At 37.0% G+C, this 14074-nt stretch carries 12 protein-coding genes and 1 tRNA gene; 6 read left to right on the forward strand and 7 right to left on the reverse strand.

The window, feature by feature from the left end:
* Window positions 1-11: 11 nt before the first annotated feature.
* The 6 genes from H3Z82_RS02960 to H3Z82_RS02985 all read right to left on the reverse strand — a co-directional run bounded on the left by H3Z82_RS02960 (window position 12) and on the right by H3Z82_RS02985 (window position 4474).
* Complete coding sequence (locus H3Z82_RS02960; RefSeq protein WP_182202403.1) at window positions 12-797, reverse strand: MotA/TolQ/ExbB proton channel family protein; 786 nt, start codon at window positions 795-797, stop codon at window positions 12-14.
* Window positions 798-971: 174 nt separating this feature from the next.
* Window positions 972-1059, reverse strand: a tRNA-Ser gene (locus H3Z82_RS02965).
* 72 nt (window positions 1060-1131) lie between these two features.
* Entirely contained in the window at window positions 1132-2163 is a 1032-nt protein-coding gene (locus tag H3Z82_RS02970) for an asparaginase (RefSeq protein ID WP_182202404.1), read from the reverse strand.
* A 2-nt stretch (window positions 2164-2165) separates the two neighbouring features.
* Complete coding sequence (locus H3Z82_RS02975) at window positions 2166-2933, reverse strand: TatD family hydrolase (protein WP_182202405.1); 768 nt, start codon at window positions 2931-2933, stop codon at window positions 2166-2168.
* A gap of 219 nt (window positions 2934-3152) precedes the next feature.
* Window positions 3153-3890, reverse strand: a complete 738-nt coding sequence (locus H3Z82_RS02980) for a tetratricopeptide repeat protein (RefSeq protein ID WP_182202406.1) — start codon at window positions 3888-3890, stop codon at window positions 3153-3155.
* A 2-nt stretch (window positions 3891-3892) separates the two neighbouring features.
* Complete coding sequence (locus tag H3Z82_RS02985) at window positions 3893-4474, reverse strand: RNA polymerase sigma factor (protein WP_182202407.1); 582 nt, start codon at window positions 4472-4474, stop codon at window positions 3893-3895.
* 138 nt (window positions 4475-4612) lie between these two features.
* Between H3Z82_RS02985 and H3Z82_RS02990 the strand changes: the two genes are divergently transcribed.
* From H3Z82_RS02990 to H3Z82_RS03015, 6 genes are all read left to right on the forward strand, one after another.
* Window positions 4613-5056 (forward strand): hypothetical protein, encoded by a 444-nt coding sequence (locus tag H3Z82_RS02990; protein ID WP_182202408.1) that lies wholly within the window; start codon window positions 4613-4615, stop codon window positions 5054-5056.
* A gap of 73 nt (window positions 5057-5129) precedes the next feature.
* A complete protein-coding gene (locus tag H3Z82_RS02995) occupies window positions 5130-6128 on the forward strand; it encodes a hypothetical protein (RefSeq protein WP_182202409.1) in 999 nt (332 codons plus the stop codon).
* Between the two features lie 74 nt (window positions 6129-6202).
* Window positions 6203-8155, forward strand: a complete 1953-nt coding sequence (locus H3Z82_RS03000; protein ID WP_182202410.1) for a DUF7849 domain-containing protein — start codon at window positions 6203-6205, stop codon at window positions 8153-8155.
* Between the two features lie 92 nt (window positions 8156-8247).
* The gene (locus tag H3Z82_RS03005) at window positions 8248-10830 is read left to right on the forward strand and encodes a CHAT domain-containing protein (RefSeq protein ID WP_182202411.1); all 2583 of its coding nucleotides are present in this window, start codon (window positions 8248-8250) and stop codon (window positions 10828-10830) included.
* Window positions 10823-11278: a retropepsin-like aspartic protease gene (locus H3Z82_RS03010; RefSeq protein WP_182202412.1), complete on the forward strand. Its 456-nt coding sequence runs from the start codon at window positions 10823-10825 to the stop codon at window positions 11276-11278. The genes H3Z82_RS03005 and H3Z82_RS03010 overlap by 8 nt, the downstream gene beginning before the upstream one ends.
* A gap of 66 nt (window positions 11279-11344) precedes the next feature.
* The gene (locus H3Z82_RS03015; RefSeq protein ID WP_182202413.1) at window positions 11345-11980 is read left to right on the forward strand and encodes a response regulator transcription factor; all 636 of its coding nucleotides are present in this window, start codon (window positions 11345-11347) and stop codon (window positions 11978-11980) included.
* A gap of 796 nt (window positions 11981-12776) precedes the next feature.
* On the opposite strand, the gene odhB is transcribed toward H3Z82_RS03015, so the two are convergent.
* Window positions 12777-14045, reverse strand: a complete 1269-nt coding sequence (gene odhB / locus H3Z82_RS03020; protein WP_182202414.1) for a 2-oxoglutarate dehydrogenase complex dihydrolipoyllysine-residue succinyltransferase — start codon at window positions 14043-14045, stop codon at window positions 12777-12779.
* Window positions 14046-14074 lie beyond the last annotated feature (29 nt).

The raw sequence follows: 14074 nt of genomic DNA on the forward strand, positions 1-14074 counted from the left end.
TATTGTGCGGTTTATCTTTTGTATCTCACGAGCATATCCATCAAAGTGATAGATGCATCTTCCATGTCATTTACAATACTATCAATCTTAGCGATGATATAGTTGTAAAATACCTGAAGGATAATTGCCACGATAAGACCAAATACCGTTGTTAAAAGTGCAACTTTAATACCACCAGCTACAAGTGAAGGCTGCATATCTCCAGCTGCTTCAATTTTATCAAAGGCCTGGATCATACCAATAACCGTACCCATGAAACCGAGCATTGGTGCCAATGCAATGAACAATGAAATCCAAGACACGTTTTTCTCCAACTGTCCCATTTGTACGCCACCGTAAGCTATAACAGCTTTTTCTGCAGCATCCAAATCTTCATCTGCACGATCCAATCCTTGGTAATATATTGAGGCAACAGGTCCTTTTGTATTTCTACAAACCTCTTTTGCAGCTTCAATACCACCTGATTGTAAAGCATCTTCTACATTTTGTACTAATTTTTTAGTATTTGTAGTTGATAAGTTTAAAAAGATAATTCTTTCAATGGCAATTGCAAGTCCTAAAATCAAACAAAGCAATACGATACCCATAAAGCCAGGGCCACCTTCAATAAAACGTTTCTTTAATTCTTGATGAAACCCAAGTTCTTCTTCTCCAGACGTAGCCGTAGTTTCATCTTCTTGAGTTACTGTTGCAACAGTTGTAGTTGCCATTGACGCTGTAGCCGCATAGTTATTTGCACTTACAGTTCCGAAAGCCATGATTCCTGCAATGGCTAGGGTAGAAAATAGTCTTTTCATTGTTCTGATCTTAATTTTATTAGTTAAAGTGTTAAAGATATAAAAAAATTGCAATTAAAAAATAAAAATACGGGAGAGTATCTCAGATTTAATATTGTGGTTAATCCTTAATCTTACCCATAGATTGCAAAATAAATTTCAATTGAAATTCTGATTCCGCTCGAAATTAAATTGCAGAGAGGAAGGGATTCGAACCCTCGACACCCTTTTGAGGTGTACACACTTTCCAGGCGTGCGCCTTCGACCACTCGGCCACCTCTCTAAAATTTACAGCTCAATTGCTTTGCCAAATAACGAAAAAAAATATTGGCGTAAAAAATTTTATACGTTAATTTTAAAACATTTCCCCTCTTAAGGAGGTTTCAAAGATGGTTTTGAACGTTTTAAGTGAAATTTTCTCTCCTAACATATACATTAATTTGGCCACTGCTGCCTCTGTTGTAATGTCTTTACCTGATATGACACCAATATTTTTGAGCTGTGAACTGGTTTCATACTGTCCCATAATAACACTTCCGCCCGAACATTGTGTCACATTAATGACAGGAATACCCTTTTTTATGGTTTGTTTGATCAGATTAATAAACCAATTGGCTGTGGTTGTATTCCCAGCGCCATAGGTTTCCAAAATGATTCCTTTTATATCAGGTGACGAAAACATACACTCCAACACGGATTTTGAAATCCCAGGAAACATCTTTATTAAGGCGATATTGTTTTCAAGTTTTTTATGAACCTTAAATTTTTTACGGACATTCGGTTTAAAAAGATACTCTTTTGACACTTTTAAATGCACTCCGGATTCTGCTAAATCAGGATAATTTAAAGATTCGAAGGCTTCAAAATGCTCAGCGTTGATTTTTGTGGTCCGATTACCTCTGTATAATTTATATTCAAAATAAAGCCCAACCTCTCTGATTACTGGCCTACCACGATGTCGTAGAGAGGCCATTTGAATAGTGGTAATCAGATTCTCCTTGGCATCCGTACGCAAATCGCCAATAGGCAATTGCGAGCCCGTAAAAATGACCGGTTTGGCTAAATTCTCTAACATAAAACTTAACGCAGAAGCGGTATAACTCATCGTATCACTACCGTGTAAAACAACAAAACCATCGAAATCCTCATAGTAGAGCTCGATAAGCTCGGCTATTTGAACCCAGTAATCGGGATTCATGTCAGAGGAATCAATTGGTTTTTCAAAAGAAACCGTCTTGATTTTACAATCTAAAAGCTTCAATTCGGGTATTTGTTTGAGCAAATTACTAAAATCGAAAGCTTTTAAAGCACCTGTATCGGCATTTTTAATCATACCAATGGTTCCGCCTGTATATATTAATAAAATATTGGGTTTTTGGCTAGACATGTTTAGACTTTAAAAATGGCTTTTGAATTTTCAGTGGTAATTTCGGCAATTTTCTCTTCGGATAGTCCATAGAGCTCAGATACTTTTTCAAGCACATTTATTATGTAGGCACTTTCATTGCGTTTTCCCCTAAATGGTGTTGGCGCCAAATACGGAGAATCTGTCTCCAATACGATGTGCCTCAAATCTATTTGATTTAAAAACTTGTCAATACCACCATTCTTAAATGTAACCACGCCGCCAATACCTAACTTCATATTAAATGAAATAGCGCGCTTTGCCTGTTCCAAGTCACCCGTAAAACAATGAAAGATACCAAATAGATCCTCAGATTTTTCAGTTTCCAAAACCTCAAATATCTCATCAAAAGCATCTCTACAATGGATGACAATGGGCAATTGATACTGTTTTGCCAGACGTATTTGATGTTTGAAAGCGTCTTTCTGGATTTGCAATGTACTTTTGTCCCAATACAAATCGATGCCGATTTCTCCAATGGCGATAAATTTCCTCTGAGAAAGCTGATCTTCAACGTGGTTCAACTCAGCTTTATAGTTTTCCTTGACTGAAGTGGGGTGCAAACCCGTCATCAAATAAACATGATCTGGAAAATCGGCTTCCAATTGAAGCATGGCTTTTGTGTAAGTAGAATCTATGGCAGGAATAAAAAAACGGGTCACATTGGCTTCTATGGCACGTGCCATCATTCCCTTTCGGTCTTCGTCAAAAGCATCACTATATAAATGAGTGTGGGTATCTGTTACAATCATCTTGCAAAAATATAGGTTCTTTTGCAAATAACCTTAATTAACGGCTACAGTGTTAAAAGATCAAATTTCAATCGAATGTACCTTTTAAACCAAGTATAAATGTAATACCGCATTTAAACTTGTTCATAAATTCCATAGCTAAGGCCAAATAGTTCAATCACAGCATCATAGAAAAACACAACAGCGCTTTCTATACAGCGTTTCAAAATTAAATTAGTATTACTGTAACTTTCTTAGAAGCTTCTGTGCACTTTGAAAATCATCAGCGTCTTCAGGAATCGTTTTTAAAACGGCGATACTTGCAGATTCATCTTTCTGTTTCAATTTGCTTAATGCCAAATACCATTTCGCTTTGGTGCTATAAACGGATGGCGATTGAATTACATTTTGATAGAGTTTATCGGCCTCGTCATACCTATTTAATTCCACCAATGAGATGGCCTTATAGAGTTGAAGCTCCAAATTATTCGGATCTTTCTGAAGTAATTGACTAAGATGTTGTTCAGCATCCTTATAATCCTTGTTGTTGAAGGCTTTTTCTGCTTGGTTCTGCAAAGCATTGTCACTGCCCCTAACCGTCAAGCTAATAGTGCCATAATTTGCAAAATCATCATAGGTTGGGCTCGAGAACTGCTGTGCAATCACAACACCAAAAAGCAAAATAACACCGGCTGCAACTGAATAGTACCACGGTTTTATGCGTAACACTTTAGTTTTTCCAGATGCTTTCTTTTCAAAATACCCTGAAGAAATACGCTCTAAGTTCTCTTTAAAGTGCTGTGTTTGTTCTTCGTTCTTGAACTTATGTTCCAAAAAAGCTTCAGCCTGCTGGTAGTCAATAAAAGCCAATTTGAAGTCAGGATCTGTATTAAGCCGATTTTCAAACGCTTGGATACTTTCAGTATCTAAGCTTCCTGAAAGATAATCGTCAAATAATATAAAGTCTTGTTCTTGCATGGTTAGGGTTTTACATGTTGGTATTTTGGCGACGCCTGGACCATTTTAGTAAGCTGGCCTATGCATAGCGATTTCTTTTTTCGCGCATAAGCATAGGTAACTCCAATACTTTCAGCAACTTCTTGCATTGATTTAATTTTAAAAGATGCTTTGAGCAAATCTTTACAAGCCTGTCCTAATTTCTGAAACATGTCTTCAAACAGCTCATGTTGCTGTTCATTTAACCTGGTTTCAAAAACAAGTTCTAAAGCGTCGTCACCATCAGATAGCAATGCTTCATTAATTGTTACCCCTTTTGTATCACTTTTCTTTAAATTATTTAACCATCTCCGTTTACAGAGCAAGAAAAAATAGGCATCAAACGGACATGTTAACTGAAGATTCTTTTCATGTGCCTGATTATAGATGGTCATGATTGTTTCTTGGATCACATCTTTTGCTTGGTCTTCATCACCACTATTTTGCTTGATATAATTGATAACCTTAGGTGCAAATTTCTCATAGATGGATTGAATTACAAAACTGTTGTTTTGCTTTAAACCCTCAACATATTTTTGGTCTTGGTGAATTATTTTTTGGCTCATCAACCCTCGTATTTTCTACTAAAGTAAAAAAAGTTTCAAATATAGGGGTAACAATTCTTAACGGGTTTTGATATAAGGTTGAATCAGCAAAGGAAACGACGCTGAAGAGAATATAAATTAATCCAAAAACTCCTCATTATGAAAAATTCAATCTTAATTATCGCAGCTGCTCTTTTATCATTTTTACAAATGAATGCTTTTAATGATAACGCAAGTCTTAACAATTTTGACAATGACCCTAAGATGACCGTAGATCATCTTATTCAAATCTACGAATGGAACGTAAAAACAAATCACACTTACTATTCCGGAACCTCAACCAGTGCGGCACATGCCACAAAAATGATTGCGCTTGTCAGTACTGGAGAAGTTATTCTTGAAAAGACCATTCAAAGCTACTTTATGCTTGAAACAGATGTCAAACAAAATGCCAAAAGAATTTATTTATGGGAAGTGAGCAGCGCCCATGGTCATGCCCAGGGCTATTCTGCTTCGGAAAATGCGGCGCGTAGAATGATCCATTTAGTTGCACGTGGTGATATTATTACCTCTAAGATCATTAAAAGCGGCCTTTCAGATTAAATATTCCGTAAACAGGGTAACAAAATCGTTGCCCTGTTGATATAAAAATGACAACAATTAAAATCCATTAATTATGAAATATTTAAAAACAATTTTCGGAAAGATAAGCTTAATAGCTTTAGTATTGACCACATTGACTTTGCTCATGCTAACATTAACAAGTTGCAGTCTTAATGACAATGATTATACCGCCCAAATTATGCCGCCCACAGCGCAACAGTTTGCAGGTATCAGAGCCCAAAGTTTAGAAAATATTACGCAACACTTTGAATTTAACGCTGATGACGGCTACATCTCTTTAACCACTAACAATGGAGTGGAAGTCTCCATATATGCCAATTGCCTTTCTAAAGACGGAAACCCGGTCACCGGAGCTGTAGCCTTGGAATACGTTGAGATCTTTGAAAAAGGAAACATGATTACCACAAATAAACCAACCATGGGCCGTATGTCAAACGGTGATAAAGCCATGCTCGTTACGGGAGGTGAATTCTATTTTGAAGCCACTCAAGATGGTATTGCCTTAGAGATTAATTGTCCAATGATAATTAAAGTACCAACAAGTCTAACAGGTGGCGATGATCCTGAAATGATCATGTGGCAAGGCAGTATTGACGATAACGGCGATTTAACCTGGGAAGAAGAAGGTGATGTAGCAGGTGAAGCTGGTTTATTTATTCAAGGTGGAAATTACCTTGCCTTTGTGCAAAATTTTGGATGGACCAATATTGATCGTTTTTATAGTGATCCGCGTCCCAAAACCACCATTAAAATACAGCCACCACTTGGATACACCTATGAAAACAGTGCGGTATATTTATCATATGATGGTGAAGATTCAGGCCTAGCTTTATTGGACACTTTTGACAACGGACTGTTCAGTGAGCATTACGGACAAATACCTATCGGTTTGGATTGCCATATAATTTTCGTCACCGAAGATAATGGTGTTTGGCGCTATGCAACAAAAGCAGTAACAATTGCCGAAAATCAGGTCACCGCCTTTAGCATTGAAGAATCTACAGTAGCTACAGAAGCTGAACTCATATCAATAGTAAATAATTTGCCTTAATTTAACCTGCAGAAAAGCGATGGTTGTCAAGACCATCGCTTTTTGTATTTTAGCAAGGAATCAATGCTTTTAACATGAGAACCTTTTTATCCGTCATTTATTTTTGCTGTTGTGGTCAATGGCTTTTCGCACAAACAGAAGCCTCGCATGACAGCCTCTCTCGTATAGCAACCATAAAGCATGAAGTCCTTGGCAATACCATTCAATTTACGCCACAAACGCCAACATTAGAGCAAATTGCGGGGGCGCCAAAAGCCTTTTACTCTCATTTCTGGGAATTTGGTGACGGCAAGTACAGCAAGGAAGAAAACCCAGAACACACTTATAAATCTGCGGGTGATTACGACGTCAAGCTTTGGGCCACCAATAATTATGACACTGGAAAGCCGCCCACCACCCGTCCTAAAAAAATTAGCGTCAATAACCCCGATCCATCATACCAGGATGAAGCTTCCATGACCGAGGATTTAATGTTAATCCGCAACAGAGAACCCATGCCCCAAGAAGAAATTGTTGTGGTATTAAGCTATAAAAACTACTTAAACTACACCACAAACGGAAAATTATTTATGTTTTATAACGAGCAAAAGTATAAAGCAGATAATTTTGAAGTGGTAGATATTAGAATGTATCACAATGAAAATCAGGTACACGAAACTGATTTTGTCTATACCAATACCACCCATGATTCAGATAGAGATTTTGTCGCTTCCGCAGATAGAAATCAGCAGCATTTAAAAGGTCAGGTCCAAGACACCACCATCAAGACCAATTTACAGTTCACACTTGAGGATGCTAAGGCCGAATATAGAGACTGGGAAACCTTAGAGTTTCAGAATATGGAACCCAACGAAGAACGAAATCTGTTTTTCACCTTAAAAACCCCTCCAGAAATGCTAAAAGATACGAGTGCCATTATTTCGATACGGGGAGTTTATGTGCCTGATGCCAATTTTGACAACCATAAGGTAAAAGATATGGAAATGGAAATTGTCACTTCCCACGACCCCAATAAAATGTCAAGTAACGGCACTTTCATGAACTACCGTACAGTACGTTTTAAGACTTTAAAATACAAAATCAAGTTCCAAAATAATGGCGAAGGGCCAGCAAGGACCATCCGATTGGAAACCGATATTCCTGAAATATTGGACAAACAATCCATCGAGGTCACAGATATGTATCCCAAGTGCGAAATCTGTCCCGATTATGAAGTGCGCTATAGTTGTTTAGACACCGCCTTTACCGATAAGAAAGCTATTTTCACATTTAAAAACATCTACCTCCCTGGCAGTGAACAAAAAAATGTCAAAGATTACGATTCTACCAAAGGCTTTGTAAAATATAACATCAAGTTTGCCAAGGATTTTCATAAGAAGAGCACCAAAAGTCAAACCGCTATTTATTTTGATAAGAACGACCCAATCATCACCAACTACTCAACTACCCGTTTTATTCCCGGACTCTCCATAGGTGCAAAAGTCGGGTACAATGCATATTCAGATTTAAAAAACTCTGAAAGCTACTTTGTAGGCGCTACAATTTCGCCTTACAAATCTTATCGTTGGTATTGGCAAGTAGAATTGTTAAACAGCTTCCATAACTATGACGCCAAGACGCATGTTTTTGATGAAATTATCGACATGGCTCAACAGAGATCATTGCAGCGCACCACCACAAACTCACATTTTCAAAATGTCGATTGGGAAATTCCAGTACTTGTGCGTTACAATATCAATAATTATTTTGGGATTGGCGCCGGATTACAAGGCATGTTTTCTTTGAGTAAAAAACAGGATCAGGAAATTTTGATTGAACAATTTGAAGGTATTACAGATGAATACGTCATGCAGACCCAACTCACAAAAAGTAGTCATAGTAGTGGTTTCAACAATTTCAGAACGGGCTTATTACTTGATGTTACTGGCGGTTTTGCTCGGATTGGCCCCAGTCTTGGCGCAAGATATGTGCTGAATTTAAAGGAAGACTTTAATTATCTTCAGTTTTATGCAATTTGGAAATTTTAAGTCAAATTGATATGACTTTTAAGATCATAGTCGGTATTAAAGAACAAATCGCAATTCAAAATGGTCCATTTTAAAACAATACAATCTTAAGAATGAAAAGCATCTGCTTCATCATCTTTTTTATTAGCGGAGTTACCTTGTCCCAAAATTTGGAGGAGCAGATTTACAGTGCCACTGAAGCATTTATTGCCAACAAAAACGACCACTCTTACCAACGTCTAGTACAGCAGGAAAATAATTTTAAGTCTGAGATTAAAAGTAAGGACGAACAACTTGCACTCGTGTTCTTACAATGCAACAAGGCATTCTACCTCAAAGACACCAATCAGTTAAGAAAAGCCATTTCCACCTACGAAGAGGCTTGGCAACGTTATAGCTACCATGAGCTTTCAATTATATCAGATTTTGATATCATTGAATATTGCTTAAAACCGCTTGGTAATTTATACACAAAGACAAATAATTATACCAATGCCGAAAACACCATTCATCAGTACATTGGATTAGCTGAAAAAAGTAAAAATAAAGCTCAAAATATTGCAGGAATAATCAATTTGTCGGCTTTATACCAAACGCGAGGAATGCATTCATCAGTATTAAAGATGGTGGCAAAAGGAGAGCGTATTTCGGGAGTTAGCAAATTGCAGGAAGAAAAGTTAACCAATTTAAAAGCCTTTAGTGCTTTAGCTCTGAAAAGCCAGATTGATAAAGATATCCCTAAAAACCAGGATATGCCAATTATTGAAAAGCCGTTCGCAAAACACAGATTGGCCTACCAGCTGGCCCTCAAAAACAAGGATCATACTAAGGCATTGGAACATTTCCAACGGTCAAAACAATTCCAGAACAACGAAGAGCTCACCATTAGAGCCATGGCAAAACGGGATATGGAAGAAGCCCAATTGTATTATGTTTTGAATGACTTTGATAACGCAGATTTATTTTTGGAAAATGCTTTAAGATTATTGCTTCCCAATTATCACAATCAAAAACTCCCTGAAGAATCAGATCTTTATGCAGAAAATACCTTAATAGATATTTTTGATCTTAAGGCCCGGTTGCAAACTCAAATTGAGAATGCATTGGCATATTATGACCTGAGCTTTTATGTTACCAATCTACTCACTTCCAGTCTGACCTCTCAGGAATCAAAGTTGGCCAATTTAAATAGCAATAGAAAGCGCAGTGAATGGTGTATTGATTTATTGTTTGACGCATATGAAAAAGACCCAAATCCTAAACTTTTTTATCGCGCATTAAATTATGCTGAAAAAGATAAGGCCGCTGTTTTACATGAAGTGTTTCAGAAAAAGTCATTGCTGTCTAAACATCCCAACGACCGTCTTTTGCTTAAAGAGCAAGAACTTTTGAAAGAACAAGAACGGCTTACCGATGTTTTGATCAAAACCAAGTTGGGGTATCAGTCCTTACAAAACGAGAGTTTAAACAAAGAGTTACTGGAAGTAAGCATTGCATTAAAATCCGTAGCTCAAGCCATTAACGATAAATATGGTGCCACGCAAAATCAGACCATTGATTTTGTAAAGCTATCAAACCAATTGGAGCTTGACCAAGCAGCTCTTGCCGTATATTTTTATGGTAACAAAGCCTTATATAAATTCTCAATTACAGCAGGCACACATCAACTTTCTAAAATTGAATTGAATACGCAGTTTACAAAAGCCATCACTGATTTCATTCATTTATTTGACCATGCATCTGTCATAAACAATAACGTCAATAGCTTCACTTTTCAAGCCTTTGAGCTTTATAAAATCTTAAAACTTGATCAGATAGTCACGCAACCCAATCTTATTATTATTCCCGATGGCCTCTTAAATTTCGTCCCTTTTGAGACTTTGCTTACTGAGTCTACCGAGACTAACAATTTTTCAAAGATGCCATTTCTGGTCACTTCCAACAATGTTGTCTACAACTCTAATATTAATTTTTATCTCCAAGATCGAAAAAAGTCGTCCAACCATCAGATTCTTGGTGTTTTTCCTGTCTTTGAAAATAGCAATCAAGAGCTTCGCTATTCCGTTGACGAAGCGCATTCCATCCAAGAGATTGACGAAGCTAAGGTACTAATGCATACTGAAGCTACTAAAACTGAATTTTTAAAAACCGCTGCAGATTTTGGCATTTTACATTTGTCAACCCATGCCACTGGTGGTGATTTTATAAATCCAGCCAGTATTGCATTTTACGATCAACCCTTAACAGTCAACGAATTATACAGCTTAGATATCCAGCCCGAGCTTGTCATTTTAAGTGCATGCGAAACTGGAATTGGGAAATTACAAAAAGGCGAAGGTGCTATGAGCATTGCACGTGGCTTTCAATATGCAGGTGCCAAAAACCTATTATTCTCACTTTGGCAAATCAACGATGCATCAACAGCAACATTAATGGATTTGTACTACACATCTTTTGAGAAAACAAAATCGGCTCATTTTGCAAACCGGCAATCAAAACTCGATTATTTACAGAACCCATCCATTAGCACTACCAAAAAATCGCCTTACTACTGGGGTGCCTTTGTATATTATGGTAAGATTGAACCTCCCGTTACGCGTGGAAACATCATTTATTATTTCTTTGGGATGATTGCAGTGTTATTTGTTTTATTTTTATGGTTTAAAAATCACAAAACAACTAACTTAAATGATTGATTGCAACGATCTGTCCCTTCAGGATTTTCTTTTGGAAAAAGGCTATGTTAAAGTCAAATTGAAATTGACCAAAACAAATCATTTTGAAATCAAAGCAACCTTAAACGGAGTCAAAGGTCTTTTTATTTTAGATACTGGTGCCTCCAATTCCTGTGTAGGTTTTGAAGCTATTGAAACTTTTAAACTTACCGCAAAGGATTCTGAAGTCAAAGCAGCCGGCGCCGGCGCATCGGATATGTTGACACAGATTTCTAAGAAGAACAAACTCAAAATAGGAAAGTGGAAAAAAGACAAAGTAGCTCTGGTACTTTTCAATTTGACCCACGTCAATACAGCACTTCTAAACTATAATTCAAAGCCTGTAGATGGCATTATAGGTGCCGATATTTTGAAGAAAGCAAAAGCTATTATTGACTATAACAAACGCTATGTGTATTTAAAACTGTAATAATTTTCCTTCGTTTTCAATATATTAGAGTTATATTTAAGTCCCTATACTTATTATTAATAGCACATGGCATCCTCTATCATAATAGCAGACGATCATCCTCTTATCCTTAAAGGTCTGACTGATTTTTTAATTGAAAAGGAATATAATCTTATCGGAAGCGCCGTAAATGGCAGGGACGCCTTTGAAATGATCAAATCCAAGCAGCCAAAAATTGCCATCTTAGATATTCAGATGCCATTTATGACCGGTTTGGAAATTGCAGAAAAATGCAAGGCATTAGAACTTCCCACCAAAATCATTTTGATTACATTTGAAAAGGATGAACAGATTTATAATCAAGCAAAAGCACTGGAGATTTATGGCTATGTACTTAAAGAGTTTGCGTTGGTGGAAATTGAAAATTGTATTGCAGCGGTGTTAGATGGAAAATCCTATTTCAGTCCTGAGCTCATTGAATATTTAGAAATAGTTGAGCCTCCAAAAGAACTTGAATTACTTACTCCCACCGAAATTGAAGTATTGAGACTTATTGCTTTAAATAAAACGGCAAAAGAAATCGGCAGCATTCTTTTTATCTCAAGCAGAACCGTCGAAAAACACAAGAGCCATATTATTAGAAAATTGGATTTAGAGTCCAAAGTTGGCAGTTTAGCCCTTTTCGCTAAGGAAAACGAGGAGTTTCTTGGTAAAAATACGTAGTTCTACGTATTGTTTAGCATTATTATAATCACGACATTTACAGAGCTATTAATCAATTTCTATTTAGGGGAATCAAAAAGCTCTGGATTGTAACTGATCCAGAGCTTTTTTATAAACCGATTGGCATGAAAACATGATTAGTATCTTTTCGATCCTTTTTTTGCTCCCATTTTAAGTGCATCTTCTACTATCTATTTTTCACTTAAAGTTAAGTGATTGTCTAAACAGCGTTTATATTTATTAGGATAAAAGTAGATGTACTTCATCGTCATTTAGTAAGAATACTCTAAGAAAAAGTCAAAATCGATCAAAATATACGTAGAACTACGTATTGTTTGGTGTTATTAAATAGTCGAAATTTACATTGCTATTAATTCTTAGGGGAATTATTTATAAGGCTCTGGATCTTTGCTGATTCAGGGCTTTATTTTTTAAGCACTATCGTTCAAAAATACGTAGAACTACGTATTGTTTAACGTCCGTTTAATGCCGAATTTTACATTTCAATAAGCTTATTGATTTCTGTGAGGGTACACCTCTAAATAAGTTAATAGGAAGAACCTAAATTTCTTAAAACCTATGAAAATCATGAAAAATAATTTCGAAAGTGGCAATCGTTTACTAATCATAGGGCTTATAACGAGTGCTATATTGATAATAACTGCAAATATTCTGGTTAATTTTTGTTGAATTTGAGTTATCCTTCTTAAACATTCAAATCTGTTTGATATAGGACAATAAAAAAGGGCACCTTAATATTTAAGTTGCCCTTTTGTATTTTATTGTCTTTTTTAATTTACAATTCCAATGCTCTCTTAACATCATTATCCATTAAGAGCTCTGTAGGATTTTCAAGCGCCTCTTTGATGGCCACTAAGAATCCAACACTTTCTTTTCCGTCAATAATTCTATGGTCATAAGACACCGCCAAATACATGATTGGTCTAATCTCGACGTGCCCATCTATTGCTACAGGACGTTCCACAATATTGTGCATTCCTAAAATTGCACTTTGTGGCGGGTTGATAATTGGTGTGGACATCATGCTGCCAAAAACACCACCGTTAGAGATTGTAAAGGTACCGCCAGTCATCTCATCTACCGTCAGTTCTCCGTCTCGTGCTCTGATGGCCAAACGTTTTACTTCGTTCTCTACGCCTCTGAAGGATAGGTTTTCAGCATTTCTGATTACTGGAACCATCAGTCCTCGTGGACCTGAAACCGCAATACTAATATCACAAAAATCATAGCTCACCATTTCCTGACCATCAATCATAGAGTTAACTGCCGGATATTCTTTTAAGGCTCTAACAGCAGCTAAGGTAAAGAAACTCATAAAACCTAAGCCAACACCATGTTTGCTTTTGAAAGTTTCCTTATACTCTTCACGTAATTTGAAAATTGCGGTCATATCCACCTCATTAAAGGTGGTTAACATGGCTGTTTCATTTTTGGAAGCTACCAAACGCTCTGCAACTTTACGACGCAACATAGACAGCCTTGAACGTGAAACACCACGATTCCCTCCTGTTGGCGTACCCATTGAAGGGGTTGCCTTTACAGCATCATCCTTGGTGATACGACCATCTTTACCAGTGCCTCGAACATCTGAAGCCGACATGTTTTTCTCTGCCAAAACCTTTTTGGCTGCCGGACTCGCAGCTCCTGAAGCATACGTTTTTTGATCAGGGTTTGGTGCTTTTTCGGAATCCTTCTTATTCGGAGTTTCCTTATGTTCCTTGGAAAGTTCTTTTTCAACATCTTTGTCACCAGAACCCTCATCACCTGTACTCTCAGGCTTAGCATCTGAATCACCTGAAGGTTTTTCGGCAGCGGTGTCAATTAAGCACACCACAGCACCCACGGCAACCGCATCTCCTACTTCTGCCTTCAAGGTAATCGTACCACTAGCTTCTGCTGGAAGCTCCAAGGTAGCTTTGTCGCTATCTACTTCTGCAATGGCTTGGTCTTTTTCTACATAGTCACCATCAGCGACTAACCATTCTGCAATTTCTACTTCTGTAATGGATTCTCCTGGTGAAGGAACTTTCATTTCTAAAATCATCGTATTCTATATTTTAGTATTATTTTTAT

This window comes from Gelidibacter maritimus (assembly GCF_014062315.1).
Taxonomy (GTDB): Bacteria; Bacteroidota; Bacteroidia; order Flavobacteriales; family Flavobacteriaceae; genus Gelidibacter; species Gelidibacter maritimus.

Coding starts and splice junctions, on each gene's coding strand:
- H3Z82_RS03000 (WP_182202410.1), top strand. CDS start 6,203: ATGAGAACCTTTTTATCCGTCATTTATTTTTGCTGTTGTGGTCAATGG.
- H3Z82_RS03010 (WP_182202412.1), top strand. CDS start 10,823: ATGATTGATTGCAACGATCTGTCCCTTCAGGATTTTCTTTTGGAAAAA.
- H3Z82_RS03015 (WP_182202413.1), top strand. CDS start 11,345: ATGGCATCCTCTATCATAATAGCAGACGATCATCCTCTTATCCTTAAA.
- H3Z82_RS02970 (WP_182202404.1), bottom strand. CDS start 2,163: ATGTCTAGCCAAAAACCCAATATTTTATTAATATATACAGGCGGAACC.
- H3Z82_RS02995 (WP_182202409.1), top strand. CDS start 5,130: ATGAAATATTTAAAAACAATTTTCGGAAAGATAAGCTTAATAGCTTTA.
- odhB (WP_182202414.1), bottom strand. CDS start 14,045: ATGATTTTAGAAATGAAAGTTCCTTCACCAGGAGAATCCATTACAGAA.
- H3Z82_RS02980 (WP_182202406.1), bottom strand. CDS start 3,890: ATGCAAGAACAAGACTTTATATTATTTGACGATTATCTTTCAGGAAGC.
- H3Z82_RS02990 (WP_182202408.1), top strand. CDS start 4,613: ATGAAAAATTCAATCTTAATTATCGCAGCTGCTCTTTTATCATTTTTA.
- H3Z82_RS03005 (WP_182202411.1), top strand. CDS start 8,248: ATGAAAAGCATCTGCTTCATCATCTTTTTTATTAGCGGAGTTACCTTG.
- H3Z82_RS02960 (WP_182202403.1), bottom strand. CDS start 797: ATGAAAAGACTATTTTCTACCCTAGCCATTGCAGGAATCATGGCTTTC.
- H3Z82_RS02985 (WP_182202407.1), bottom strand. CDS start 4,474: ATGAGCCAAAAAATAATTCACCAAGACCAAAAATATGTTGAGGGTTTA.
- H3Z82_RS02975 (WP_182202405.1), bottom strand. CDS start 2,933: ATGATTGTAACAGATACCCACACTCATTTATATAGTGATGCTTTTGAC.